This window comes from Pseudomonas sp. Pme6b (genome assembly GCF_058129925.1).
On the sequence record NZ_CM176704.1, the window covers coordinates 4,028,030 to 4,053,587 of the forward strand.

Consider the following 25,558-nt stretch of genomic DNA (forward strand, 5'->3'; position numbering starts at 1 on the left):
GCGCTGTTACTCCATGAAGCCTTGCAGCTTGAGTTCGATGGAGCGCGGGTTTTCACCTTCGGCGATGGACAGCAAGCCTTCAAGCAGCATTTCGCGGTAACGCGACTGACGGTGGGCAATGCCTTTAAGCTTGTTGGCCACCGGCAACAGAATCAGGTTGGCCATTGCAACGCCATAAATGGTGGCAACAAAAGCCACCGCAATCCCACTGCCCAGTTGGCTCGGGTCGGCCAGGTTACCCATGACGTGAATCAGCCCCATTACCGCACCGATGATGCCCACGGTCGGCGCATAGCCGCCCATGCTTTCGAATACCTTGGCAGCCTGAATATCGCGGGTTTCCTGAGTGATGAAATCCACTTCAAGAATGCTCCGGATCGCTGCAGGCTCGGCGCCATCGACCAACAGTTGCAAGCCTTTGCGGGCATAACTGTCAGGTTCGGAATCGGCGACCGTTTCCAGACCGAGCAAGCCTTCCTTGCGGGCGGTCATGCTCCAGCCGATCACCCGGTCGACACCGCCGGGCAGATCGATACGAGGCGGGAAAATGATCCAGCGGATGATTTTCATGGCACGCATGAACGCGCTCATCGGTGACTGCAACAGCGACGCACCCAGTGTGCCGCCCAGTACAATCAGGGCTGCCGGGCCATTGAGCAACGCACCGAGGTGTCCGCCTTCAAGAAAGTTGCCGCCAATGATCGCGACAAACGCCAGGATCAGGCCGATAAGACTGAGTACATCCATCAGAGACAGGCCTCTACCAGGTGGCGACCTATGTCATCCAGACTGTAGATCGCATCTGCAAGCTCAGCCTTGACGATTGCCATCGGCATGCCGTAAATGACGCAGCTCGCTTCGTCCTGCGCCCATACGGTACTGCCCGCCTGCTTGAGCAGGCGCGCGCCCTCACGGCCATCGGCACCCATGCCGGTCAATACCACCGACAGCACCTTGTCACCGTAGGACTTGGCGGCAGAGCCAAAGGTGATATCTACACAAGGTTTGTAATTCAGGCGCTCGTCACCCGGCAGAATCTTCACCGTACCGCGCGCATCCACCATCATCTGCTTGCCGCCCGGTGCCAGCAACGCCAGACCAGGGCGCAGAACGTCGCCGTCCTCTGCTTCCTTGACGCTGATCTTGCACAGCTTGTCGAGACGCTCGGCAAAGGCCTTGGTGAAGGCCGCAGGCATGTGTTGAATCAGCACCAGCGGTGCCGGGAAGCTGGCTGGCAACTGGGTAAGTACACGTTGCAACGCAACCGGGCCACCGGTTGAGGTGCCGATGGCCACCAGTTTGTATGCCTTGCGCTTGGGCGTGCCTGAGGTGGTCGGGTGTGCCGGAGCATGGTGAGCATGAGCCGCAGGGGCCGTGGCAGGCGCTGCAGTGCGCGTCGGCACGGCACGGGCTGGCGCGGTGGTGGGCGCAGGTGCACGGCTGGACGACGTCGGCGCTGCCGGTGCAGCCGCCGATGCAGCGCTGGCCGCACCAAACCCGCTTGAACGGCGGTTACTGCGCGAAATGCTGTTGATTTTCTCGCACAGCAGTTGTTTGACCTTCTGCGGGTTGCGCGAGATATCTTCGAAATTCTTGGGCAGGAAATCCACGGCACCGGCGTCCAGAGCATCCAGCGTCACGCGCGCACCTTCGTGCGTCAGCGACGAGAACATCAATACCGGGGTGGGGATACGCTGCATGATATGACGAACTGCCGTAATGCCATCCATCATCGGCATTTCGTAGTCCATGGTGATGACATCAGGTTTGAGCGCCAGCGCCTGCTCAATCGCTTCCTTGCCGTTGGTGGCGGTGCCAACCACTACAATGTTGGGGTCCGAAGAAAGAATTTCCGTAACACGGCGGCGGAAAAAACCGGAATCATCCACCACCAGGACCTTGACTGCCATAAACACTCCAATAGGTGTTGCAGGCAGCCAGGCTGCCCGCACCCCCGGGTTCAGATACGCCGTGCGGCGTAACGCTTGAGCATGCTGGGTACATCGAGAATCAAGGCGATGCGACCGTCACCGGTGATGGTGGCGCCCGACATGCCTGGCGTACCTTGCAGCATCTTGCCCAGCGGTTTGATAACCACTTCTTCCTGGCCGACCAGTTGATCGACAACGAAGCCGATGCGCTGGGTGCCGACCGTCAGGATCACGACGTGCCCTTCTCGCTGCTCTTCATGAGCCGCCGAACTGACCAGCCAGCGCTTGAGATAGAACAGCGGCAAGGCTTTGTCACGTACGATCACCACTTCCTGACCGTCAACCACGTTGGTAGTGGACAGGTTCAGGTGGAAGATTTCGTTGACGTTGACCAACGGGAAGGCAAAAGCCTGGTTGCCCAGCATCACCATCAGGGTCGGCATGATCGCCAGGGTCAACGGGACCTTGATGACAATCTTGGAACCCTGGCCCTTGGTCGAGTAGATGTTGATCGAGCCGTTGAGCTGGGAGATCTTGGTTTTAACCACGTCCATGCCCACACCGCGACCTGACACATCGGAAATCTCGGTCTTGGTCGAGAAGCCCGGTGCAAAGATCAGGTTGTAGCAATCGGTGTCGCTCAACCGATCGGCTGCATCCTTGTCCATGACACCACGTTTGACCGCAATCGAGCGCAACACGTTGGGGTCCATACCCTTGCCGTCATCGGAAATCGACAGCAGGATATGGTCGCCTTCCTGCTCTGCCGAAAGAATTACCTTGCCGCCGCGGGACTTGCCCGAGGCTTCGCGTTCTTCCGGCGTTTCGATACCGTGGTCGACCGCGTTGCGCACCAAGTGGACCAGCGGGTCGGCAAGCGCCTCTACGAGGTTCTTGTCGAGGTCGGTTTCTTCGCCGACCAGTTCCAGATTGATCTCTTTCTTGAGCTGGCGAGCCAGGTCACGTACCAGACGCGGGAAGCGACCAAAGACTTTCTTGATCGGCTGCATACGGGTCTTCATGACCGCGGTCTGCAGGTCGGCAGTGACCACATCCAGGTTCGAAACCGCCTTGGACATGGCTTCATCGCCGCTGTTGAGACCCAGACGCACCAGGCGGTTACGTACCAGCACCAGCTCGCCGACCATGTTCATGATCTCGTCCAGTCGGGCGGTATCCACACGAACCGTGGTTTCGGCTTCAGTCGCAACCGGCTTTTCACCAGTGGGCGCAGGAGCGCGTGCAGGTGCTGGAGCAGGCTTGGCGGGCTCGGCCTTTGCCGCAGGTGCAGGCGCCGCAGCAGGCTTGGCAGCCGGTGGCGGAGCAGCAGCTATGGCAGTTGCCGGAGCAGGTGCCTTGGCAACGACCGCATCAGGCTCGAACTTGCCTTTGCCATGCAGTTCGTCGAGCAGGCTTTCAAATTCGTGATCGGTAATTTCGTCCGATGCCGCTGCAGCAGAGGGTGCCTTGGCAGCAACGGCCGCAGGTGCAGGTGCAGGTGCAGGTGCAGGTGCAGCAGCAGCCGTAGCGGCTATGGCACCGTCAAACGAGCCCTTGCCATGCAGTTGATCAAGCAAGGCTTCGAATTCGTCGTCGGTGATTTCATCGCCGGCAGGCGCTGCACCCTTGCTCTGTGCAGCAGGTGCCGGGGCTGGAGCGGCTACAGCATCGGCCGCAAACTTGCCCTTGCCATGCAACTGATCAAGCAGGGATTCAAATTCCTGATCGGTAATTTCATCGCGAGCTGGCGCAACCGCAGGTGCCGCTGATGGTGCCGCAGACACCGGACTGGTGCCGTGCAGCGAATCGAGCAGTTGCTCGAACTCATCATCGGTAATGTCATCGCTGGCCGCTTGCTCGGCAACCGGAGCCGGAGCCTCGGCTTCAACCACCGGCTCGGGCTCGGGCGCTGCGACTTCGTCGGCAGATTGTGGCTCGGCCAGTCGCGAAAGCGCAGCCAGCAGTTCTGGCGTCGCCGCAGTTACGTCAGTCCGTTCACGTACCTGACCGAACATGCTGTTGACGGTGTCCAGAGCTTCCAGGACCACATCCATCAGTTCGGAATCAACGCGACGCTCACCCTTGCGAAGAATGTCGAACACGTTTTCGGCGATGTGGCAGCACTCCACCAGCTCATGGAGCTGGAGGAAGCCGGCGCCCCCTTTTACAGTGTGAAAACCGCGAAAAATTGCATTGAGCAGATCAGCATCATCCGGTCGGCTTTCCAGCTCGACCAATTGCTCTGACAACTGCTCCAGAATTTCGCCGGCCTCTACCAGAAAATCCTGAAGGATTTCTTCATCGGCGCCGAAGCTCATGGGGTGCTCCCTAAAATTAACCGTCAACAGATCTTAGAAGCCGAGGCTCGATAGCAGATCGTCTACATCATCCTGTCCGGATACGACGTCTTCACGTTTATCGGCATGAATCTGCGGACCTTCACCCTTGGCGAGATGTTTTTTAGGATCTTTTTCAGCAAGGATGGATTCTTCGTCATGTTCGATGCCTGCGAAGCGATCGACATGGCTGGCCATGAGCACCAGTTTGAGCAGATTGCTCTCGACTTCCGTAACCAATTGCGTCACGCGCTTGATAACCTGCCCCGTAAGGTCCTGGTAATCCTGGGCAAGCAAAATATCGTTGAGATGCCCGGAAACCCTATCTGCCTCCTGCTCGGTGCGCGTCAGAAAACCATCGACCCGCTTGGCCAGCTCACGGAATTCTTCAGCACCGATTTCGCGGCGCATGAAACGCCCCCAGTCGTCACTCAATGCCTTGGCATCGGAGCTCAGACCGCTCATGAGCGGTGTGCTTTCCTCGACCAGGTCCATAGTGCGGTTGGCCGCATTCTCGGTCAGCCTCACCACATACGACAGGCGTTCGGTCGCGTCGGTGATCTGCGACACTTCCTCGGCTTGAGGCATGTGCGGATCAATATGAAAGTTGACGATTGCACTGTGCAGCTCACGAGTCAGCTTGCCCACTTCCTGATAAAGGCCGCGGTCGCGTGTCTGGTTGAGTTCATGGATCAGCTGCACAGCGTCACCGAAGCGGCCCTTTTCAAGGCTGGTGACGAGTTCCTGCGCGTGTCTCTTTAAGGTCGACTCAAAGTCGGCCATCGAATCATTGTTATCCATAGCGCCCTCGCGGCATGCATCAGCTATTGACGCGTTCAAAGATCTTTTCGATCTTCTCTTTAAGCGCTTGAGCCGTGAATGGCTTGACTACATAACCGTTCACCCCGGCCTGGGCAGCTTCAATGATCTGCTCACGCTTCGCTTCGGCAGTAACCATCAGTACAGGAAGGCTCTTGAGACGCTCGTCCGCACGGACCTGACGCAACAAGTCGATACCGGTCATGCCAGGCATGTTCCAGTCCGTCACCAGAAAGTCAAAGGCACCGCTCTGCAGCATCGGCAATGCGGTCAGACCGTCATCCGCTTCAGATGTGTTGGTAAATCCCAGATCACGCAACAGATTCTTGATGATCCGCCGCATCGTTGAGAAGTCATCAACGATGAGGATTTTCATGTTCTTGTCCAATTCGACCTCCAAGCAGTCTTTAACGCGTTCAGCACCTGAACACGCTGTTCACTCAATACTGGCACAGCACACCCCCAGCTATACGAAACGACGACGGGCTTGGCACAACGACAGTCAAGACTGCGACTAAAGCCCATCGAGACATTGCCCGACAGGCCCTTGCCTCGTCTATCCTGCTACCACGTAACGCTTTGCACAGCCGGCATGCAGACAACGCACGACAAACGTCGCGCACTGCCGTCAACGCGCTCGCCACTCCCCCAAACGCCCCCGCAAACGAGCTGCGCACTGGCTGTGTAACTGACTGACCCGAGATTCGCTGACCCCAAGAACCTCTCCGATTTCCTTGAGGTTCAGCTCTTCGTCGTAGTACAGCGCCAACACCAGACGCTCACGCTCTGGCAAATTGGCAATTGCATCGGCCAACGCTGCCTGGAAGCGCTCGTCTTCCAGGTCGCGCGACGGCTCAAGCGAACCGCTTGCGCCATCCTCATGCAGCCCTTCGTGATCGCCGTCCTGAAGCAGGTCGTCGAAACTGAAGAGGCGGCTGCCCAAGGTGTCATTCAAAATCCCGTAATAATCATCAAGACTCAACTGGAGTTCGGCCGCAACCTCGTGATCTTTAGCGTCACGGCCGGTTTTAGCTTCAATTGCACGAATTGCGTCACTGACCATTCGGGTATTGCGGTGCACTGAGCGTGGTGCCCAGTCGCCCTTGCGCACTTCATCCAGCATCGCACCACGAATGCGAATGCCGGCGTAGGTCTCGAAACTCGCACCTTTGGTTGAATCATATTTGGTGGAGACTTCAAGCAGACCGATCATGCCAGCCTGGATCAGATCCTCGACCTGCACGCTGGCCGGCAAGCGCGCCAGCAGATGATAAGCGATACGCTTGACCAATGGCGCATAACGCTCGATCAACTCGTATTGCGAATTACGGGAAGCCTTGCTGTACATCTGGTAGCCGCTCGCAGTCATTGCACAGGCCCTGCACTGGTCTGGTGAACGAGTCGCTCAACGAAGAACTCGAGATGACCCCGCGGGTTGGCTGGCAGCGGCCAGGTATCAACCTTCTGGGCAATGGCCTTGAACGCCAGCGCACATTTGGATCGCGGGAATGCTTCGTAGACGGCGCGCTGTTTCTGTACGGCCTTGCGCACGCACTCGTCGTACGGCACGGCACCTACATACTGCAGCGCGACATCAAGAAAACGGTCCGTCACTTTGGTGAGTTTGGCGAACAGGTTGCGCCCTTCCTGCGGGCTCTGCGCCATGTTGGCCAGCACACGGAAGCGGTTCATGCCGTAGTCGCGGTTGAGCAGTTTGATCAGGGCGTAGGCATCGGTGATCGACGTGGGCTCGTCGCACACCACCAGCAACACTTCCTGAGCGGCGCGCACGAAGCTGACCACCGATTCGCCGATACCGGCAGCCGTGTCAATCACCAGCACATCAAGGTTGTCGCCAATCTCGCTGAACGCCTGGATCAGACCCGCATGCTGGGCCGGGGACAGATGCACCATGCTCTGGGTGCCAGAGGCGGCAGGCACGATACGCACCCCACCCGGCCCCTGCAACAGAACGTCGCGCAACTCGCAACGGCCCTCTATCACATCGGCAAGTGTACGTTTAGGCGTCAGCCCAAGCAGAACGTCGACATTGGCCAGACCCAGATCGGCGTCCAGCAGCATGACACGACGGCCAAGCTCGGCAAGGGCCAGTGAAAGATTCACTGACACGTTAGTCTTACCGACGCCACCTTTGCCACCGGTCACCGCGATAACCTGTACGGGATGCATGCTGCCCATGTTATTTCTTTACCTTGTCTTGCGTAGACCGAAACCACATCGAGGGCTGCACGTTCGCAAATGAACACCGCATGGCAGACCGTTGACGCAGGGACATTCCAATAATATCCATCACTTAACCCACTCTCTTGCCAGGGGTGTGATAGAGGTCAGCAAACATATCAGCCATCGCTTCCTCGCTCGGCTCATCCTGCATCTGCACACTCACCGCACGGCTCACCAGTTGATGACGACGCGGGGTGTGCAGGTCGTCAGGAATACGGGGTCCGTCCGTGAGGTAGGCCACAGGTAATTCATGACTGATCGCCAGGCTCAGGACTTCGCCAAGGCTGGCTGTTTCATCAAGCTTGGTCAGAATGCATCCGGCCAGGCCACAACGCTTGTAACTGTGATAAGCAGCGGTCAGCACCTGCTTCTGGCTGGTGGTCGCCAGTACCAGGTAGTTACGCGACTTGATGCCACGCCCTGCCAGACTTTCCAGTTGCATGCGCAGCGCGGGATCGCTGGCTTGCAGCCCGGCGGTATCGATCAACACCACGCGCTTGCGCAGCAGCGGCTCCAGCGCCTGGACCAGCGACTGGCCAGGATCGACATGGGTAACCGGCACGTTGAGGATGCGCCCAAGGGTCTTGAGCTGCTCCTGTGCGCCGATGCGGAAACTGTCCATGCTGACCAGAGCGATATTCTGCGGACCGTACTTCAACACGTAACGTGCCGCCAGCTTGGCCAGCGTGGTGGTCTTGCCCATGCCGGCAGGCCCGACCATGGCAATGACTCCACCCTCTTCTAGCGGCTCGATGTCCGGCACGGCAATCATGCGCGCCAAATGGGCCAGCAACATGCGCCAGGCCTGACGAGGCTCGTCAATCTCCGGGATCATCGACAGCAGATCGCGCGACAGCGGGCCGGACAAACCGACACGTTGCAGGCGGCGCCACAGATTGGCCTGCTGCGGACGACTGCCCTGCAGCTGGTTCCAGGCCAGGGAGCCAAGCTGGACTTCCAGCAGCTCGCGCAAGCCGTTCAATTCGGAGCGCATCGAATCATAGGCGCGCTGGCCGACAGCAGGCTCTGCGGGCGCAGGCGGCGTGTACGCGAATGGTCGTGGCGGCTCTTCGAGCGTCGGCTCGATGTGCGTATCGACAGCGCTGACCGGTTTGCCGGAAAACAGCTGAAGATTGATCGACGCGTCACTGTCGCTGCGGTTGTTCAATTCGGCCTGAGCAGAGACGATGCGCGACTGGGTCTTGCGCAGCTCGTCTTCGAGCTCCATGTTCGGCACACGCGGTGCCAGGGCGGACAGCTTGTAATCCAGAGCGGCAGTCAGCTCTACGCCACCGGCAATGCGCCGGTTACCGATGATGGCCGCCTCGGCGCCCAGCTCATCGCGAACCAGTTTCATGGCTTGACGCATATCGGCGGCGAAAAATCGCTTAACTTGCATGACTCACTACCTCAGCCGTTCGGCCCGACAGTCGCTACGATGGTTACTTGCTTGTTGTCCGGAATTTCCTGATACGCCAGAACATGCATGTTCGGTACAGCCAATCGTCCAAATCGTGACAGCATCGCCCGGACAGGCCCTGCTACCAGAAGAATTACCGGCAACCCTTGCATCTCCTGACGCTGGGCGGCCTCAATCAACGAACGCTGGAGCTTCTCAGCCATGCTTGGCTCAAGAAGAACGCCTTCTTCCTGACCCTGACCAGCCTTCTGCAAACTATTGAGCAATATCTGTTCCAACCTTGGTTCCAGAGTGATAACAGGCAGCTCCGGCTCAACACCTACAATGCTTTGGACGATTGCGCGGCTCAGACCCACTCGCACGGCAGCCACCAAAGCGGCGGTATCTTGACTCTTGCCGGCGTTGTTGGCGATAGCTTCTGCAATGCTGCGAATATCACGCACAGGTACATGCTCAGCCAGAAGCGCTTGCAGCACGTTGAGCAACGAGGACAGGGACAGCACACCAGGGACCAGCTCTTCAGCCAGTTTGGGCGAGCTTTTGGCCAGCAATTGCATCAACTGCTGGACTTCTTCGTGACCAATCAGTTCATGAGAGTGCTTGTAGAGAATCTGGTTCAAGTGGGTTGCCACCACAGTACTGGCGTCCACCACGGTATAACCCAGCGACTGCGCCTGGCTGCGCTGGCTGATTTCGATCCAAACGGCCTCCAGACCAAACGCCGGGTCTCTGGCGGTGATGCCGTTCAGGGTGCCGAACACTTGACCGGGGTTGATCGCCAGCTCGCGATCCGGATAAATCTCGGCCTCGGCCAGAATCACGCCCATCAGCGTCAGACGGTAGGCGCTGGGTGCCAGATCAAGGTTGTCACGGATGTGTACGGTCGGCATCAGGAAGCCCAGCTCTTGCGACAGCTTCTTGCGCACGCCCTTGATACGCGCCAGCAGTTGACCACCCTGATTGCGGTCCACCAGCGGAATCAGGCGATAACCCACTTCCAGGCCGATGATGTCGATAGGGGTGACGTCATCCCAACCCAGCTCCTTGGCGTCCTGAACACGGGTCGGCGAAGGCAGCAGGTCCTGTTGGCGTTGCACTTCGGCCAGCGCCTCGACTTTCACCTGGTTCTCTTTCTTCCAGAGCAGATACGCACCACCCGCAGCCACCAGGCCGAGGCTGATGAAGGAGAAGTGCGGCATGCCCGGCACCAGCCCCATTACGATCATGATCGCAGCGGAAACTGCCAGTGCCTTGGGCGAGGCGAACATCTGACGATTGATCAGCTTGCCCATCTCTTCCGAACCGGAAGCGCGGGTCACCATGATCGCTGCGGCAGTGGACAAAAGCAGTGATGGCAATTGCGCCACCAAACCGTCACCGATGGTCAGCAGGGTATAAACGCGGCCTGCATCAGCGAATGTCATGTTGTGTTGCAGAATACCGACCAGCATGCCGCCGATCAGGTTGATGAACAGAATCAGCAAACCGGCAATTGCATCGCCGCGCACGAATTTGCTGGCACCGTCCATGGAACCGTAGAACTCGGCTTCCTGAGCGACTTCAGCACGGCGGCGCTTGGCTTCTGGCTGATCGATGAGACCGGCGTTGAGGTCGGCGTCGATTGCCATCTGTTTGCCTGGCATCGCGTCGAGGGTGAAACGCGCGCTGACCTCGGAAATACGGCCGGCACCTTTGGTGATTACTACGAAGTTGATGATCATCAGAATCGCGAACACCACGATACCGACAACATAGTTACCACCGATCACCACCTCACCGAAGGCCTGAATCACCTTGCCCGCAGCGGCGTGACCGTCCTGACCGTGAAGCATGACCACTCGCGTGGAAGCAACGTTCAGTGCCAGACGCAACAGCGTAGCGACCAGCAGAATGGTTGGAAACACCGAGAAGTCCAGCGGCCGCAGAGCGTAAACACACACCAGCAACACGACGATGGACAGTGCAATGTTGAACGTGAAGAACACGTCCAGCAGGAACGGCGGCATAGGCAACATCATCATTGCCATCATGACCAGCAACAACAGCGGAACGCCCAACTGACCACGGCCCAGGCCAGTGATATTGCTGCGTGCGCTACTGAATATCTGAGAACGATCCACTGATTGTTTACCTGCGCACTAGATCAAAACATTGACGCCGATGGCGACCTGTATCGACCCTGTTGCAAAAAGCTGTCCAACTTTTACAAAGCCAGTGCTGGTAAGGCTTTAGGGATGCTCCGATCAACTTGCCGCGCAGCGGTGGCAAGCCGTAATTTGCCAGGCACATAGCGCTATTTTTCTGAAAACGGTCTGATGCAGTGTGAGTCGAGCGCGTTTTTCGCTCGGTTTTCCGTGTTAAGCGCGCAACTCACCCAAACCCATTAGTCGCTTTCGAGCCATCCACAGGTTCGACAGGGCGAACAGCGTGGTCAGTTGGGCCGTGTTTTTCATCAGCCCACGAAAGCGTACTTTCACGTAACCAAACTGGCGCTTGATGACCCGAAACGGATGCTCGACCTTGGCGCGTGTCTGCGCTTTGCAGTACTCGATCTTGCGCTTGGCTTTGTACAACAGGCTGCGTTTGTTCAGCTTGGAATACGTGCTGCGCCGCGCCGCGATTTGCCAGATCACGTTACGATTTTCGTGCTCTTCACGCTTCTCGACACCGGTGTAGCCAGCGTCCGCATAGACCGCGTTTTCTTCCCCGTGGAGCAGTTCGGCGACTTGAGTGACATCGGCCACATTGGCCGCAGTGCCATGGACGTGATGAACCAGTCCAGACTCAACGTCAGCGCCGATGTGGGCCTTCATACCGAAGAAATACTGGTTACCCTTCTTTGTCTGATGCATCTCGGGATCACGCTCGCCGTCTTTGTTCTTGGTCGAGCTTGGGGCATGAATAATGGTGGCATCGACGATGGTGCCCTGGCGCAGCGACAGGCCTTTTTCCTGCAAATAACCGTTGATGACCGCGAGGATTGCAGGAGCCAGTTGATGTTTCTCCAGCAGGTGCCGGAAGTTCATGATCGTGGTGTCTTCCGGTATCGGCGCACTCAACGTCAGGCGTGCAAACTGGCGCATGGGGGTGATTTCGTAGAGCGCTTCTTCCATGGCCGGATCACTCAGGGAGAACCAGTTCTGCAGCAGGTGAATGCGCAGCATGGTTTCCAGCGGATAAGGTTTTCTGCCACCGCCGGCCTTGGGGTAGAACGGTTCGATCAGGCCCAGCAGACCTGTCCAGGGGACGACCTGATCCATCTCGGCGAGGAAGCGTTCGCGGCGTGTCTGCTTGCGCTTGCTGGCATATTCGAAATCGGAAAAGCTCATCTGGCTCATGGGAGGCTCGGATCAGGTGGTCAGGCGATTTTCGCATAACCGGGACTTGTTCGGAGATTCCTTAGAGACAGAAGTAATGGGAAACCAGCATACCTTGCGCAGTCAGAAAATCTTCAAGAGCGGACGCAGAGCGTCCAGAACGGCATGCGACGCGGAGCGTCGCACGATAGTTGAGATGATCGCTCCTCACGCTCTGCGTGGGAATCGCACAGAGCGGACGCAGAGCGCCCGGAACGGCATGCGACGCGGAGCGTCGCACGATAGTTGAGATGATCGCTCCTCACGCTCTGCGTGGGAATCGCACAGAGCGGACGCAGAGCGCCCGGAACGGCATGCGACGCGGAGCGTCGCACGATAGTTGAGATGATCGTTCCTCACGCTCTGCGTGGGAATCGCACAGAGCGGACGCAGAGCGCCCGGAACGGCATGCGACGCGGAGCGTCGCACGATAGTTGAGATGATCGTTCCTCACGCTCCAGCGTGGGAATGCCGTGGGTGACGCTCTGCGTCACAAATCTGCGCCGCACCACACGCCCAAGAGCGGACGCAGAGCTTCAGGAACCGCATACCCATGCGGAGCACGGGTGCGAGGGTGGTCTGCTGGCGACAAAGCAAAGGGCTACGCATCGCGCTGCAGGTCGGGCGGGATCTTGATGTCACCCAGTGGGTCTGGGCGCTTGCCTTGACCGGCGCGGAATTGGCGGATCTGGTAGACATAGGCCAGCACCTGGGCCACGGCCAGATAGAGCCCGGCAGGGATTTCCTGGTCCAGCTCGGTGCTGTAGTAGATGGAGCGGGCCAACGCCGCAGATTCCAGAATCAGTATCTGGTTATGCGCGCCGATTTCGCGAATCTTCAGCGCCACCAGGTCCGTGCCCTTGGCCAGCAACATCGGCGCCCCGCCCTGCTCGGGATCGTATTTCAAGGCTACGGCAAAGTGCGTCGGGTTGGTAATAATGACATCCGCTTCCGGAATCGACGCCATCATCCGCCGCTGGGACATTTCGCGCTGCAACTGGCGAATACGCTGTTTAACCTCGGGGCTGCCCTCGCTGTTCTTATGCTCGTCGCGCACTTCCTGCTTGGTCATCAGCAACTTCTTGTGCGCCTCATACAGTACAAAGGGCACGTCGGCAGCAGCAATGAATATCAGACCACAGGCCATCCAGAAGCTGCTCCAGCCGACCACCAGCAGGCTGTGTATCATCGCCTGTTCCAATGGCTCATGAGCGATGGCCACCAGATCATTGCGCTCGTTGCTCAAGACCACCAGCGCAACGGCGAGGATGATCAAAAACTTGCCGAAGGATTTGAGCAGCTCGACCAGCGCATGCGGTGAAAACATGCGTTTGAGCCCTGCCGCCGGGTTCATCCGGCTGAATTTGGGCATCAGCGATTTGGTTGCGAACAACCAGCCGCCAAGCATGATCGGCCCCACCAGCGCCGCCACCAGCATGGCGATCAGAAACGGCAGCATCACGACCAGCGCGTGCAGGCCGGAGCTGAGCAACGCCTTGCCCATGTATGACTGATCCATGAGCGTTTCGCGGCTGATCGTAAAATTGTCGCGCATCAGCTCGGACATCATCTGCGCAATGCCTGAGCCGAACATCAGCAACCCGCCCGCCCCCATCAGCATGACCACCAGCGTGGTCAGCTCCTTGGAGCGCGCAATCTGCCCATCCGCTCTGGAGTCCTTGACCTTTTTTTCCGTGGGGTCTTCTGTCTTGTCCTGGCCATTCTCGTTTTCTGCCATCTCAACGAGCCCTCACCATGTCGCGCAACGATTGCAGTGCCTGACTGGCAATCGGCTGATACTGATTGAGAATATCGCCCATGCTCATCCACAGGATGACCATGCCCAGCACGAGAGTCAGCGGGAAACCGATCGAGAAGATGTTGAGTTGCGGCGCTGCACGGGTCATGACGCCAAAAGCGATGTTGATGATCAGCAACGCAGTAATAGCAGGTAACACCAGCCTGAGTCCGGAACTCAACGCCCAGCCTAGCCCGTTCGCCAGCTCCCAGAAATTATTGACCAGCAGACCACCACCCACCGGCATCGTGGTGAAGCTTTCGACAAGCACTTCCAACACCACCAGATGGCCGTTCATGGACAAGAACAATAGCGTGACCAGCATGGTAAAAAACTGGCCAATGACAGCCGAAGATACGCCGTTGGTAGGGTCGACCATCGAGGCAAAGCCCATGCCCATCTGCGTCGAGATGATCTGCCCGGCGATCACGAAGATATGGAAAAACATCTGCAGGGACAGCCCCATGCCGGCACCGATGATGATCTGCTCGCCGATCAGCAACAGCCCACTGAGGTCAAGCGCCTGAACCGGCGGCATGGCTGGCAGCGCTGGAGCGACCACCACAGTGATGGCAAATGCGAGGTAAAGACGCACGCGTCGGGGAACCAGCGTGGTGCCGATCACCGGCATGGTCATCAGCAACGCGACGATACGAAACATCGGCAGCATGAAGCTCGCTACCCAGGTACTGATCTGGATATCGGTCAGCGCAAGCATCGGCTGCATGCGGCGCTAGCCGATCAGCGTCGGAATACTGGTGTACAACGACAGCATGTATTCCATGAAAATTTTCAGCAGCCAGGGGCCGATGACAATCAGCGTCACGAGCATGACCAACAGGCGCGGCAGGAAGCTCAGGGTCTGTTCGTTGATCTGCGTGGCCGCCTGAAACATCGCCACCAGCAGACCGCACAACAGGCTCGGCACCACAAGAATCGCGACCAGCACGGTGGTCAGCCACAGCGCCTCGCGAAACAGATCGACAGCTACTTCCGGCGTCATCGGGCAGACTCCTCAGTGAAACGGCTCATACGCCACCAAAACTGCCAGCCAGGGTGCCGACGATCAGCGCCCAGCCATCCACCAGCACGAACAGCATGATCTTGAACGGCAGCGAAATGATCAGCGGCGACAGCATCATCATACCCATCGCCATCAGCACACTGGCCACCACCAGATCGATGATCAGAAACGGAATGAAGATCATGAAGCCGATCTGAAACGCCGTCTTGAGCTCCGAAATCACGAACGCTGGAACCAGAATGGTCAGCGGCGCGGCATCCGGGGTGGGGATGTCGGTACGCTTGGACAGGCGCATGAACAGCTCAAGGTCACTGGTACGGGTTTGCGCCAGCATGAAATCCTTGATCGGCACCTGCGCCTTGGCGACTGCATCCTGTGCAGTGAGCTTTTCAGCCAGGTAAGGCTGCAGCGCATCCTGATTCACACGGTCGAAAACCGGCGCCATGATGAACATGGTCAGAAACAGCGCCATGCCCGTCAGGATCTGGTTGGAAGGTGTCTGCTGCAAACCGAGGGCCTGACGCAGAATCGAGAAGACGATGATGATCCGGGTGAAACTGGTCATTAGCATGACAAACGCCGGAATGAAGCTCAGCGCAGTCATGATCAGCAGGATCTGCAGACTGACCGAATACTCCTGCTGACCATCCGCACCATTGGACAGCGTGATCGCCGGTATCGATAGCGGATCGGCTGCCAGTACAGCAGGCGTCACCATGACCAGCAACAGCAGTATCACGAAACGCAGCGCGCCCATCACTTCTTGTCCTTATCCTTGCCCATCAGCTCCATCAGGCGCTGAGCGAATTCAGGGGTCGCCTGCTCACGCACTGGCACCTGTACCGGTTCCTTGAGCACATGCAGGGGCGTGATCCGCCCTGGCGTGATACCCAGCAAGATCTGTTCACTGCCGATCTGCACCAGCACCAACCGATCACGCGGACCGAGCGCGCGCGAACTCACCAATTCGATGACCTGACCATTGTTCGGCCCCACGCGCTGCACGCGGCGCATCAGCCATGCGAGCACGAAAATCAGACCGATCACCAATATCAGACCGAACAGCAGCTGCACCAACTGCCCGCCCATACCGCCGGATACCGTATTGGCTACCTGCGCAGGTGCGGCCTGAGCAGCGGGCTCGGCAGCCCAGGCCAGCGACGGCAGGGTTAGCAGAACACTTAGCCAGCGCCTCATTTAGCGCAGCTTCTTGATGCGTTCGCTCGGGCTGATCACGTCGGTCAGACGGATGCCGAACTTCTCGTTGACCACCACCACCTCGCCATGCGCGATGAGCGTGCCGTTGACCAGCACATCCAGCGGTTCGCCAGCCAGGCGATCCAGCTCGATCACCGAGCCCTGGTTGAGCTGCAACAAGTTACGAATATTGATATCGGTGCTGCCCACTTCCATGGAGATCGACACCGGAATGTCGAGAATCACATCCAGGTTGGGACCGTCCAGAGAAACCGGACCCGTGCTTTTCGGCACGCTGCCGAACTCTTCCATGGTCATCCGGCTACCCGAATTCCCCGCATCCGCCGCCAGCAACGCATCGATATCAGCCTGACTGTCGCCAGCTTCGCCCAATGCAGCAGCCCACTCGTCGGCCAACGCCTGATCTTCAGCAGACGTCATATCGTTTTCATCAGCCATCAGTTGTCCTCTGCACGCAGTATTTCAGTTACGCAACAATTTCCGACGTTGACCAGACAGGTCAGCGTCGCGCTATGGGTTCGATTACTTGCAGGGCCATCTTGCCCTTGTGCGAGCCAAGCTTGACCTTGAATGACGGTACGCCATTGGCACGCATGACCAGCGACTCGCTCAGTTCCACCGGGATAACGTCACCAGGACGCATGTGCAGGATGTCCCGCAACGGCAACTGGCGCTGAGCGATGGTCGTGGTGAGCGGCACATTGACATCAAGAACGTCTTCCTTGAGCGCGTTGATCCAGCGCTCATCCTGATCGTCCAGATCCGACTGAAAACCGGCATCGAGCATTTCGCGGATCGGCTCGATCATCGAGTACGGCATGGTCACGTGCAGATCGCCGCCACCGCCATCCAGTTCGATATGGAAAGTGGAAATCACCACGGCCTCGCTCGGCCCGACGATGTTGGCCATGGCCGGGTTCACTTCCGAGTTGATGTACTCGAAGTTCACTTCCATGATGGCCTGCCAGGCTTCCTTGAGGTCGATGAACGCCTGATCCAGCACCATGCGCACGACGCGAAGTTCGGTCGGCGTGAACTCACGGCCTTCGATCTTGGCGTGACGGCCATCGCCACCGAAAAAGTTGTCCACCAGCTTGAACACCAGCTTGGCATCAAGGATGAACAGCGCAGTACCACGCAGCGGCTTGATCTTGGCCAGGTTGAGGCTGGTCGGCACGTACAGCGAATGCACGTACTCGCCGAACTTCATGACCTGAACGCCACCCACCGCCACGTCCGCCGAGCGGCGCAGCAGGTTGAACATGCTGATACGCGTGTAGCGGGCGAATCGCTCGTTGATCATTTCCAGCGTCGGCATGCGCCCGCGGACAATCCGGTCCTGACTGGTCAGGTCGTAGCTTTTGACGCTGCCAGGCTCGCTGACGGTGTCGGTCTGGACCATCCCGTCGTCGACGCCATGCAGCAGCGCGTCGATCTCATCCTGGGAGAGCAGGTCTTGCACGGCCATGTGAGAGTCCTACTGCAATACGAAGTTAGTGAAGAGCAGCTGTTCAATCACAGTCTTGCCGAGTTCTTTCTGTGCCACTTCCTGAATGCTCGCGGTCGCTTTCTGACGCAGCATTTCCTGGCCGATCGGCGAGGCCAGCGACTCAAAGGGTATAGCAGCAAACAGCATGACCAGGTTGTTGCGGATCAGCGGCATATGCGCCTTCAGCGCTTCCATATCGGCGGCATTGCGCGCCAGCATGGTGATACTGACCTGCATATAGCGCTGGCGACCATTGGAGTTGAAGTTGACCACGAAGGCCGGGGTCATGGGTTCGAACACCGCCACTGGCTTGACGTTAGCTGCGGCAGCGGCAGCAGCCGGGTCTGGTGTGCTTTCGCTCTTGTGCATGAGGAACCAGGTCGCGCCCACCGACAAACCTACCGCCAGCAGCAACGCCACAACGGCGAGGATGATGAGCTTGAGTTTGCCTTTGGTTGCCGGGTCTTTAACTTCTTCGCTCTTCGCCATGCCAATAATCCGTCACTATTCAATAGGTTCTTCAATACGTGACAGAGGCAGAGCAAGTGTTATGCCAGAGTTGTACGAGATGGAGATGTATTGGACACAACCGGTTACGCGGCTGGGCGCGGAGGGATGGTAATGCTTGTGTCAGTGCCGAATCAGCCCGACCCGGGAGCTGATGACTATCGTCCCCACGCTCCGCGTGGGAATGCCGTTCGTGACGCTCTGCGTCACACGGCAGTTCTGCGACTTCAGGTAGATTGGCGTTCGGCCCAGATTCTCGCTCCCACGCTCCGCGTGGTAATGCCTTTCGTGACGCTCTGCGTCACACAGCGGTCCTGCGAGATCAGGTGGATTGGCGTTCGGCCCAGATTCTCGTTCCCACGCTCCGCGTGGTAATGCCTTTCGTGACGCTCTGCGTCACACAGCGGTTCTGCTATGTCAGTTATGTTTGTGTCCGGCTCAGGTTACCTTTTCGTCCCTCGGCGACCTACTTTGATGAGGCCAAAGTAGGCAAATCCCCTCGCTCCTGTTTCCGGCCCGACTTCGTCGGGTTCCTTCGCCCTGTCACTGATCCGGGGGTCGCCGCAACGGGCCATCCATGGCCCGGTGCGGCTAGCCTGGCGTCCTGCCAGGCTACCCCCGGATCAGCGCCAGGACTCAGCCGTCACTAAGGTCGCAATTTGCGTCGTCTGTACCATCGGGATCGAAAATCATTTCTGCCTTAACAACTAGCAGACAAGGCATGACTTCGCGTCGCGGCTGCCATGTGAGGCAAGGAGCATCACGCGTAATAATCGATCTCGCTGCTGCCGATCACGCGTGCAGCCGGCTGGCTGACCGGAACAGCGGCATCGACGCCTGCAATCTCATCCGAAGTGTCGCCTGAGCTCACGCCATTGCCACGACCGTTGCGCTGGGCACGGCTGGCCTGCTCTTGAGCCTGTTGCTGGGCCTGCTGTTGCGACTGGTCGGAAACGTTGACGTCGACGTTGCCAAGCCCCTGCTGAACGAACGACTCACGCAACCTCGACATCTGGCTTTCCAGTGCGTCACGCACGCCCATATGGGCGCTCATGAACGTTACCTGGGTCTGCTGCTCAGGTGCCATGTTGATGCGAATGTCCAGACGTCCGAGTTCGGCGGGCTCCAGCTTGATATCGGCGGTTTTGAGGTTCTGGCTCGACAGGTACATGACGCGGTCGACAATGCCTTCGGTCCAGCCGCTTTGGTGCATGGCCAACGGCTGATTCATCAACGGCGCTGCGGCAGGTGCTGCCGCAACACGGGCCGGTTGCGCGGCCTGGCTCAGCGCAGCGAGGCGATCGGCAAAGTTGTCGACGCGCGTGTCGCCCGCGGCGCTTTTGACATCCTTCAGTCCTTCGCCGATCAAGCCGCTGAACGACTTGTCACTGCTTTCCGTGCTGCTCTCTTCCGAGGGAAGCTGCTCGCTCAGGGCCGACAGGTTATTGACGAGATTCTGGTTTGGATCGGCCTCTGCGTTGGTCGGCGTCGCTTTGTTGGCAGCATGGGTATTCTGCGCAGCCAGCTGCGTTTTGGCGTTGGCATTCTCCAGCGCCAATTGCACTGCATCCAGACCATCAAGCGGATCGGCGTCCGGATTGAATGCTTCTTCAGTCGCTGCGGGCGGAGCAGCCTGAGTGACCGTGAGCACGGTAGCTACGGGCGCAGCCGTGGCGTCAGGGCTTTGTGGTCTGGCGACCGGCAACGCAGGCGCTTGAGCAGCCATCGCCTGCAACGCCGGGTCAAGCACCGGATCGACAATCGCCAGCCCTTCAGTCAATGCAGAGTCGGCAGATGCCTGTGCGTCATCCTGCTTTGAACCGGCACTGGCAGCATCATCCTCAGCGGCAGTCGATCGGGTTGGCAAATCATTGCCGCTATCGGCAACACTCGACGTGTCAGCGGCATTGGCCTGATCACTGGCAGGCTTGTCCTTGCCGGCGGCAACCTTGTCCTTGTCAGGCGCAGCCTTGTCGCGAGCCGGCTTGACCGGCGCATCATCACGCGACGGAACGGCATCCTTCGCCTGTTTGGCATAGACATTGGAAAAGCTGGAGGCCCCGTCTTTGCTGCTGTCAGCAGACTTGACCGCATTATTGGCCGTACCGGACCTTGAGGTCGCAGTGCTTGTGGCCTGAAGAAGCGCATTGGTAGCGAGGGGCATTTCGGTCTCCGCATAAGCTGCTGGTTATCGCCTTACCAGAACACTGAGCAATATGCGGGCCAACCTTCCACACCCACTTCAAAGGTTGCCGAATAAAGGAAGATCGGGGATCTGGAAATCAGTGATCAGCTGACAAACAACTGCCGCTCTGCGTTAAACAAACCGCGAATAGTCATGTATTCGCTGTCGATTTTACCGATCAACTCTGGCAGACCTGTGAACAACTGCTGACGGGACTGCTCTTCCAACTGACGACACAACTCGGAAAGTTGCAAGGCACCCATATTGGCGCTGCTGCCCTTGAAACTGTGCGCGGTGAGGCTCAATTCCTGAAAGTCAGGATGGCTGACTTGAACAGCAAGACGCAGTTGCGCGATACGCTGCTCGGAATCCTTGAGGAACACATCCAGCAAGGTCGGATATTCGTCCTCCATGACTTCCTGCAAGGCATTCAGCACGCTGTAATCCAGATGAATCGACACTTGTTCACTCCTTGATCAAGACTCCAGGGGGGATTATGCCACTCCCTCCCAGGAAAATTCCACGCAGGCCGTCCTGCCATCCGCGGACCATCGAGCCTCACGACTCAATTCACACACCAGGCGGAGCCCGCGACCATACAGCTCATTGCCCGCAGGTATCTGCATCCGGACTTTTTCAATATCAAATCCCTGACCACTGTCCTCCACGCTGAGGGTCAGCCGACCACCCGCTGCGACCGGCTCGACCCGCACAGTCACGCGGATAAACCCGGTCTGAAGCATGCCAAGCCGCTCGGCGCGCTGCTGATAATACAGGGCGAAACCTGCTGCATCATGCTTTAGCGCCGAATCCAGCCCTAGTACACCATGTTCCAGTGCATTGCTATAAAGCTCGCCGAGCACCATGTGCAATGCAGCACCCTGATTGCGCAGGCCATGAACTTCAAGCAGCAACTGCAAGACGTACGGCAACGGGTTGAAGCGCCTCAGGGTCGAAGCGCGAAACTCGAAGCTGGCCGACCAGTCCAGTGGGCTGGAGGCACCGCTGTCCGAATAGGTCAGGGCAGGCAGACTCTGCAATGGCTCATCGACGGCGCTGATTTCCAGCAGACTGACATCGTCACGTGCCTTGCCACCAAAATCGTTGAGCGCTACGAGAATTTCCTCGATCAGCAAATGCGGCTCGCGGTTGGTAGAAAGCACCTGGCGCAAACGCTGCGCACCGAACAGTTCGTCATTGTTGTTGCTGGTGTCGAGCACCCCGTCGGACAGCAGGAAGATGCGATCGCCCGGCGCCAACGGATAGACCTCGGTGCGTGCATCGAAAGCATCGACACTCAGCACGCCCAATGGCAGGTGACTGGAAGCCAGCGGCACATGCTCACCCTGCGCGCCACGCAACAGGTAGCCGTCCGGCAAGCCCCCGCTCCAGACCTCGACCTGCCGTTGTGCAAGGTTGATACAAAGCAGCGTTGCACAACAGAACATGTCGACGGGGAGGATGCGTTTGAGCTTGGCGTTCATTTCACGAAGGATTTCAACCAGGCCGTAGCCCTTGGCGGTCATGCCGTAGAACACCTCGGCAAGCGGCATCGCCCCGACGGCAGCCGGCAAGCCGTGCCCGGTGAAATCCCCAAGCAGGACCTGCATGTGCCCGGCCGGCGTGTAGGCGGCCAGCATCAGGTCGCCGTTGAACAAGGCATAAGGAGACTGCAAATAGCGGATATTGCCGGCCCCAAGGCAACCGGCGTGGGCAATCTGATCGAACACCGCCTTGGCGACACGCTGCTCGTTGAGCAGGTACTCGTGGTGCTTGCTGATCTGGTCACGTTGTTGACGGACGGTTTCGTGCAACACCCGCAAGCGGTTCATGGCATTGAGTTTGGCGGCCAGCACCAGCGGGTTGTAAGGCTTGGACATGAAGTCGTCGCCACCGGCATCCAGACAGCGTGCAAGCGCTTCGCCTTCAGTCAGCGAGGTGAGGAAGATGATCGGCACCAGCGACTCACCACTCATCGCCTTGATCCGTCGCGCCGCTTCAAAACCATCCATGACCGGCATCATGGCGTCCAGCAGGATCAAATGCGGGCTTTCGGCCTTGAAGATGGCCACAGCCTCGACACCATTGCCAGCACTGAGAACCCTGTGGCCCTGCCGCGCAACGATGGTTGAAAGCAGCAACCGGTCACTGGCACTGTCATCGGCGATCAGAATGCACAGTTTTTTCGGGGATGACTGCACTGGGTATGCTCAGTTCGAACAACTTCGAGAAATTGGAAATAGCCAGAATCTTCAGTACATCAGGCGTGCAATTGACAAGGTGCACCACCGCTTTATCGCCACCGGCATGGTCGCGTAACAGCAACAGCATCCCCAACGCAGAACTGTCCAGGTAATGCGTGCCCCGCAGGTCGACCACATAGTTCAGCGTCTGCGGGTAATCCTCGTAGGCTGCGCGAAACGCCTGATGGGATTGAAAATCAAAGCGCCCCTCGATGTAAAGGGTCAGCGTCTGGCCATCGGCAGAGCGTTCGGAAGTGACTGTCATGAGGAACCTCGAGGTGTTTCATCACCGAGACATTGATAGCGTAGACCAGCCAGAGAAATCACCGCGGGTCTGATTGAGTCAAACGTCAGAATTGTTCGTGACGAGGCAGACGCTGCGACAACTCGTCGAGCAATTTCTGCTCCCGCTTGTCCTCCAGTCTGCGTGCTTCATCCATATAACGCTGCACCAGCTTGCGCAAGCCTTCAACCCGCGCATAACAATCCTGCCAGGCGCTACGCGCCCTATCGAGATTGGCCTTGTGCCACTCAAGACTTTTGTATTGCTGGGCAACGGCGACATCGAGCTGACTGAGAAAGCGCTGATAACCCAGCAACCACTGCCCGGAAACCCCAGCGCTGCCGCGTTGCAACCATTGCTGCTGATAATCCTGACGAAACTGGTCAAGTTCCTGCAGCTTGTTGTTGGCCAGATTGACCTGCCCCTGAAAATGCCCAAGCCGCTGAGCCGCCGTTCGCTCGGCGGCTTCCGCCATCTCGACCACTGGCGCCAGACGCGCCGCTCGACTCTGAGCCATAGGCTATCAGCCGCCAGGTGCCGGTGCGAATATAGACGCCAGCGCCTCGCCACTGCCTTGCATGCTTTCGTTGTCTCGCAGGCCCTGGCGCTGATAGCGCACCAACACCGGGTGCAACGCAATCGCCATGTCGGTCTCGCGATCGCCACCCGCGACATAGGCGCCCACGCTTATAAGGTCGCGAGTCTGCTGGTAACGCGACCACAACTGTTTGAAATGCTGCGCACGCGCCATGTGCTCGGGGCTGACCACCGCAGGCATGACCCGACTGATGGAAGCTTCGATATCGATGGCCGGGTAATGACCTTCTTCAGCCAAACGCCGGGACAGCACGATGTGACCGTCGAGCACACCCCGCGCGGAGTCGGCAATCGGGTCCTGCTGGTCATCGCCTTCCGACAGCACCGTGTAAAAGGCCGTGATGGAACCACCACCCGCCTCGGCATTGCCAGCGCGCTCCACCAGCTTGGGCAGCCGGGCGAACACAGAGGGCGGGTAGCCTTTGGTGGCTGGCGGCTCGCCGATGGCCAGGGCGATTTCCCGCTGAGCCTGAGCAAAACGGGTCAACGAGTCCATCAGCAGCAGGACATTCTTGCCCTTGTCACGAAAGTATTCGGCGATCCGCGTGCAATACATGGCAGCGCGCAGCCGCATCAGCGGCGCATCATCGGCTGGCGATGCAACCACCACCGAGCGCTTCAGACCCTCTTCGCCAAGAATATGCTCAATGAACTCCTTGACCTCACGACCCCGCTCACCGATCAGGCCGACGACGATGATGTCCGCCTCGGTGAAGCGCGTCATCATGCCCAGCAGCACACTCTTGCCCACACCAGTACCGGCAAACAACCCAAGACGCTGGCCGCGGCCAACCGTCAATAAACCGTTGATGCAGCGAATGCCGACATCCAGCGGCTGGCTGATGGGGTCACGCTTGAGCGGGTTGATGGTCGGGCCATCCATCGGCACCCAGTCTTCAGCCTTGATCGGCGAGCGGCCGTCCAGCGGCCGGCCCGCGCCGTCAAGCACGCGGCCCAGCATGCTCATGCCCATCGGCAGGCGACCGGTATCGGCCAGCGGCACCACCCGCGCGCCGGGCGCAATGCCCGCCACGCTGCCGACCGGCATCAGAAACACCTTGCTGCCAGAAAACCCCATCACTTCAGCCTCGACTTCGACCGGGTGATGACTGTCATCGTTGATGACCACGCAACGGCTACCCATCGCCGCACGCAGGCCCTCGGCCTCAAGCGTCAGGCCAACCATACGCAGCAGGCGACCCTCTACTACCGGCTGGGCAGGCAGACTGATCGACTCGGCGTAGGAGCCGAGGCGCTTGCCGAAACTGGTGCGATCAAGGCGCATCGAGCGTGTCCGCGTCAGATTCGGCTGCACTGGAAGCCTTGCCGGGCGCAGCCTCCAGCTCGACGCTGAGGTCCGCCGCAGCCGGATGCGTCACCTGCTCATGCAACTGGTCATGCATTTTGGAAATAGCCAGGGCGATTCGCGTTTCGACACTGGCATCAATACGACTGTGCTCAGTTTCGATACGGCAACCACCCGGCAGCAAGTCTTCGTCTTCGACTATTTTCCACGACTCTTCATGACGCTCGCGCATGGCCTTGACCAGCAGGAAGTCCTGAGGATTGATGAAAATTCGCAGGTTCTGCGCACCCATCGGCAATAGCTTGAGGGCATCGCGCAACACGCTGGCGATCTGCCCGGAATCAGTGACCAGTTCGCGCTGAATGACCTGCCGCGCGATGTGCTCGACCAGATGAATGACGGCCTTTTCGATCTGTGTGTCCTGCTCGGCGATAGGTGCCAACAGGTGGCCCATCAGTTGTTCCAGGCTGGCGACCTTGGCCGCAAGAACGACTTCCGCTTCCTGGCGCACTTTTAGCTGGGTGCTGTGAAAGCCTTCCTTTTCACCGGTGGCGAAGCCTTCGTTCCACGCCTCCTGGCGGATGCTTTCCAGCTCCTCCAGGGTCAACGGCTGAACTTCGTCCAGCGGTACTTCTTCCATCTCGGCCGGTTCGTCGACCGGTTCCGGTTCGGGCTCAGGCTCGGGTTCCACATGTGGATCGAAGCTGGGCAACGACCAGATATCGAGTAACCCGGCGTCCTTGGCGCGAATGAGGTCGCTGGCCGATTCTTTATTGGAACTGGACATGAGTCGGCTGAATCC

General features: G+C 58.6%; 25 protein-coding genes. All 25 read right to left on the reverse strand.

Going from position 1 to position 25,558, the window contains the following annotated elements; genetic code table 11:
- Positions 1–6 precede the first annotated feature (6 nt).
- The 25 genes from AC4ANE_RS18215 to fliH all read right to left on the reverse strand — a co-directional run bounded on the left by AC4ANE_RS18215 (position 7) and on the right by fliH (position 25,543).
- Positions 7–747, reverse strand: coding sequence for a flagellar motor protein (locus tag AC4ANE_RS18215; RefSeq protein WP_002554266.1), 741 nt, complete (start codon positions 745–747; stop codon positions 7–9).
- Positions 747–1,910: a protein-glutamate methylesterase/protein-glutamine glutaminase gene (locus AC4ANE_RS18220; RefSeq protein WP_002554267.1), complete on the reverse strand. Its 1,164-nt coding sequence runs from the start codon at positions 1,908–1,910 to the stop codon at positions 747–749. The genes AC4ANE_RS18215 and AC4ANE_RS18220 overlap by 1 nt, the downstream gene beginning before the upstream one ends.
- Positions 1,911–1,960: 50 nt before the next feature.
- Positions 1,961–4,249, reverse strand: coding sequence for a chemotaxis protein CheA (locus AC4ANE_RS18225; protein ID WP_044423774.1), 2,289 nt, complete (start codon positions 4,247–4,249; stop codon positions 1,961–1,963).
- Positions 4,250–4,282: 33 nt separating this feature from the next.
- Positions 4,283–5,068: a protein phosphatase CheZ gene (locus AC4ANE_RS18230; protein ID WP_002554269.1), complete on the reverse strand. Its 786-nt coding sequence runs from the start codon at positions 5,066–5,068 to the stop codon at positions 4,283–4,285.
- Positions 5,069–5,087: 19 nt separating this feature from the next.
- The gene (locus tag AC4ANE_RS18235) at positions 5,088–5,462 is read right to left on the reverse strand and encodes a chemotaxis response regulator CheY (protein ID WP_011169086.1); all 375 of its coding nucleotides are present in this window, start codon (positions 5,460–5,462) and stop codon (positions 5,088–5,090) included.
- Positions 5,463–5,714: 252 nt separating this feature from the next.
- Positions 5,715–6,455, reverse strand: a complete 741-nt coding sequence (gene fliA, locus AC4ANE_RS18240) for an RNA polymerase sigma factor FliA (protein ID WP_002554271.1) — start codon at positions 6,453–6,455, stop codon at positions 5,715–5,717.
- Positions 6,452–7,285 carry a flagellar synthesis regulator FleN gene (gene fleN, locus AC4ANE_RS18245; protein WP_003412391.1) on the reverse strand — a complete coding sequence of 278 codons (834 nt, stop codon included), beginning with the start codon at positions 7,283–7,285 and terminating at the stop codon, positions 6,452–6,454. Before fleN ends, fliA begins: the two co-directional genes overlap by 4 nt.
- Before the next feature lie 115 nt (positions 7,286–7,400).
- Complete coding sequence (gene flhF / locus AC4ANE_RS18250) at positions 7,401–8,729, reverse strand: flagellar biosynthesis GTPase FlhF (RefSeq protein WP_002554273.1); 1,329 nt, start codon at positions 8,727–8,729, stop codon at positions 7,401–7,403.
- A gap of 11 nt (positions 8,730–8,740) precedes the next feature.
- Positions 8,741–10,870: a flagellar biosynthesis protein FlhA gene (flhA, locus tag AC4ANE_RS18255; RefSeq protein ID WP_002554274.1), complete on the reverse strand. Its 2,130-nt coding sequence runs from the start codon at positions 10,868–10,870 to the stop codon at positions 8,741–8,743.
- A gap of 237 nt (positions 10,871–11,107) precedes the next feature.
- Positions 11,108–12,088, reverse strand: coding sequence for an IS5 family transposase (locus AC4ANE_RS18260; protein ID WP_044424202.1), 981 nt, complete (start codon positions 12,086–12,088; stop codon positions 11,108–11,110).
- A gap of 619 nt (positions 12,089–12,707) precedes the next feature.
- The gene (gene flhB / locus AC4ANE_RS18265; RefSeq protein ID WP_002554275.1) at positions 12,708–13,844 is read right to left on the reverse strand and encodes a flagellar biosynthesis protein FlhB; all 1,137 of its coding nucleotides are present in this window, start codon (positions 13,842–13,844) and stop codon (positions 12,708–12,710) included.
- Position 13,845: 1 nt separating this feature from the next.
- Positions 13,846–14,631, reverse strand: coding sequence for a flagellar biosynthetic protein FliR (gene fliR / locus AC4ANE_RS18270; protein ID WP_002554276.1), 786 nt, complete (start codon positions 14,629–14,631; stop codon positions 13,846–13,848).
- A gap of 6 nt (positions 14,632–14,637) precedes the next feature.
- Positions 14,638–14,907 (reverse strand): flagellar biosynthetic protein FliQ, encoded by a 270-nt coding sequence (locus AC4ANE_RS18275; RefSeq protein ID WP_002554277.1) that lies wholly within the window; start codon positions 14,905–14,907, stop codon positions 14,638–14,640.
- 25 nt (positions 14,908–14,932) lie between these two features.
- A complete protein-coding gene (fliP, locus tag AC4ANE_RS18280) occupies positions 14,933–15,685 on the reverse strand; it encodes a flagellar type III secretion system pore protein FliP (RefSeq protein WP_002554278.1) in 753 nt (250 codons plus the stop codon).
- Positions 15,685–16,125, reverse strand: a complete 441-nt coding sequence (fliO, locus tag AC4ANE_RS18285; RefSeq protein ID WP_002554279.1) for a flagellar biosynthetic protein FliO — start codon at positions 16,123–16,125, stop codon at positions 15,685–15,687. The genes fliP and fliO overlap by 1 nt, the downstream gene beginning before the upstream one ends.
- The gene (gene fliN / locus AC4ANE_RS18290) at positions 16,126–16,584 is read right to left on the reverse strand and encodes a flagellar motor switch protein FliN (protein WP_002554280.1); all 459 of its coding nucleotides are present in this window, start codon (positions 16,582–16,584) and stop codon (positions 16,126–16,128) included.
- Between the two features lie 61 nt (positions 16,585–16,645).
- Positions 16,646–17,614: a flagellar motor switch protein FliM gene (gene fliM / locus AC4ANE_RS18295; protein ID WP_002554281.1), complete on the reverse strand. Its 969-nt coding sequence runs from the start codon at positions 17,612–17,614 to the stop codon at positions 16,646–16,648.
- Between the two features lie 9 nt (positions 17,615–17,623).
- Positions 17,624–18,124, reverse strand: a complete 501-nt coding sequence (gene fliL, locus AC4ANE_RS18300; protein WP_002554282.1) for a flagellar basal body-associated protein FliL — start codon at positions 18,122–18,124, stop codon at positions 17,624–17,626.
- Between the two features lie 778 nt (positions 18,125–18,902).
- Positions 18,903–20,306, reverse strand: a complete 1,404-nt coding sequence (locus AC4ANE_RS18305; RefSeq protein ID WP_002554283.1) for a flagellar hook-length control protein FliK — start codon at positions 20,304–20,306, stop codon at positions 18,903–18,905.
- 125 nt (positions 20,307–20,431) lie between these two features.
- Entirely contained in the window at positions 20,432–20,788 is a 357-nt protein-coding gene (locus AC4ANE_RS18310; protein WP_002554284.1) for an Hpt domain-containing protein, read from the reverse strand.
- A gap of 33 nt (positions 20,789–20,821) precedes the next feature.
- A complete protein-coding gene (locus AC4ANE_RS18315) occupies positions 20,822–22,528 on the reverse strand; it encodes a fused response regulator/phosphatase (protein ID WP_031597201.1) in 1,707 nt (568 codons plus the stop codon).
- Entirely contained in the window at positions 22,485–22,835 is a 351-nt protein-coding gene (locus AC4ANE_RS18320) for an STAS domain-containing protein (protein WP_002554287.1), read from the reverse strand. The genes AC4ANE_RS18315 and AC4ANE_RS18320 overlap by 44 nt, the downstream gene beginning before the upstream one ends.
- An 85-nt stretch (positions 22,836–22,920) precedes the next feature.
- Complete coding sequence (fliJ, locus tag AC4ANE_RS18325; RefSeq protein WP_002554288.1) at positions 22,921–23,370, reverse strand: flagellar export protein FliJ; 450 nt, start codon at positions 23,368–23,370, stop codon at positions 22,921–22,923.
- Between the two features lie 6 nt (positions 23,371–23,376).
- Complete coding sequence (gene fliI, locus AC4ANE_RS18330) at positions 23,377–24,735, reverse strand: flagellar protein export ATPase FliI (RefSeq protein ID WP_031597204.1); 1,359 nt, start codon at positions 24,733–24,735, stop codon at positions 23,377–23,379.
- Complete coding sequence (gene fliH, locus AC4ANE_RS18335; protein WP_002554290.1) at positions 24,725–25,543, reverse strand: flagellar assembly protein FliH; 819 nt, start codon at positions 25,541–25,543, stop codon at positions 24,725–24,727. The genes fliI and fliH overlap by 11 nt, the downstream gene beginning before the upstream one ends.
- Positions 25,544–25,558 lie beyond the last annotated feature (15 nt).

Bases quoted from the DNA above. Each gene is read 5' to 3' on its own strand.
- AC4ANE_RS18320 (WP_002554287.1), bottom strand. From the start codon at position 22,835: ATGACAGTCACTTCCGAACGCTCTGCCGATGGCCAGACGCTGACCCTT.
- fliM (WP_002554281.1), bottom strand. From the start codon at position 17,614: ATGGCCGTGCAAGACCTGCTCTCCCAGGATGAGATCGACGCGCTGCTG.
- flhB (WP_002554275.1), bottom strand. From the start codon at position 13,844: ATGGCAGAAAACGAGAATGGCCAGGACAAGACAGAAGACCCCACGGAA.
- AC4ANE_RS18225 (WP_044423774.1), bottom strand. From the start codon at position 4,249: ATGAGCTTCGGCGCCGATGAAGAAATCCTTCAGGATTTTCTGGTAGAG.
- AC4ANE_RS18305 (WP_002554283.1), bottom strand. From the start codon at position 20,306: ATGCCCCTCGCTACCAATGCGCTTCTTCAGGCCACAAGCACTGCGACC.
- AC4ANE_RS18275 (WP_002554277.1), bottom strand. From the start codon at position 14,907: ATGACGCCGGAAGTAGCTGTCGATCTGTTTCGCGAGGCGCTGTGGCTG.
- flhF (WP_002554273.1), bottom strand. From the start codon at position 8,729: ATGCAAGTTAAGCGATTTTTCGCCGCCGATATGCGTCAAGCCATGAAA.
- AC4ANE_RS18220 (WP_002554267.1), bottom strand. From the start codon at position 1,910: ATGGCAGTCAAGGTCCTGGTGGTGGATGATTCCGGTTTTTTCCGCCGC.
- fleN (WP_003412391.1), bottom strand. From the start codon at position 7,285: ATGGGCAGCATGCATCCCGTACAGGTTATCGCGGTGACCGGTGGCAAA.
- fliO (WP_002554279.1), bottom strand. From the start codon at position 16,125: ATGAGGCGCTGGCTAAGTGTTCTGCTAACCCTGCCGTCGCTGGCCTGG.
- AC4ANE_RS18260 (WP_044424202.1), bottom strand. From the start codon at position 12,088: ATGAGCCAGATGAGCTTTTCCGATTTCGAATATGCCAGCAAGCGCAAG.
- fliA (WP_002554271.1), bottom strand. From the start codon at position 6,455: ATGACTGCGAGCGGCTACCAGATGTACAGCAAGGCTTCCCGTAATTCG.
- fliJ (WP_002554288.1), bottom strand. From the start codon at position 23,370: ATGGCTCAGAGTCGAGCGGCGCGTCTGGCGCCAGTGGTCGAGATGGCG.
- AC4ANE_RS18235 (WP_011169086.1), bottom strand. From the start codon at position 5,462: ATGAAAATCCTCATCGTTGATGACTTCTCAACGATGCGGCGGATCATC.
- fliH (WP_002554290.1), bottom strand. From the start codon at position 25,543: ATGTCCAGTTCCAATAAAGAATCGGCCAGCGACCTCATTCGCGCCAAG.
- AC4ANE_RS18215 (WP_002554266.1), bottom strand. From the start codon at position 747: ATGGATGTACTCAGTCTTATCGGCCTGATCCTGGCGTTTGTCGCGATC.
- fliI (WP_031597204.1), bottom strand. From the start codon at position 24,735: ATGCGCCTTGATCGCACCAGTTTCGGCAAGCGCCTCGGCTCCTACGCC.
- AC4ANE_RS18230 (WP_002554269.1), bottom strand. From the start codon at position 5,068: ATGGATAACAATGATTCGATGGCCGACTTTGAGTCGACCTTAAAGAGA.
- fliR (WP_002554276.1), bottom strand. From the start codon at position 14,631: ATGCAGCCGATGCTTGCGCTGACCGATATCCAGATCAGTACCTGGGTA.
- fliP (WP_002554278.1), bottom strand. From the start codon at position 15,685: ATGGGCGCGCTGCGTTTCGTGATACTGCTGTTGCTGGTCATGGTGACG.
- fliN (WP_002554280.1), bottom strand. From the start codon at position 16,584: ATGGCTGATGAAAACGATATGACGTCTGCTGAAGATCAGGCGTTGGCC.
- fliL (WP_002554282.1), bottom strand. From the start codon at position 18,124: ATGGCGAAGAGCGAAGAAGTTAAAGACCCGGCAACCAAAGGCAAACTC.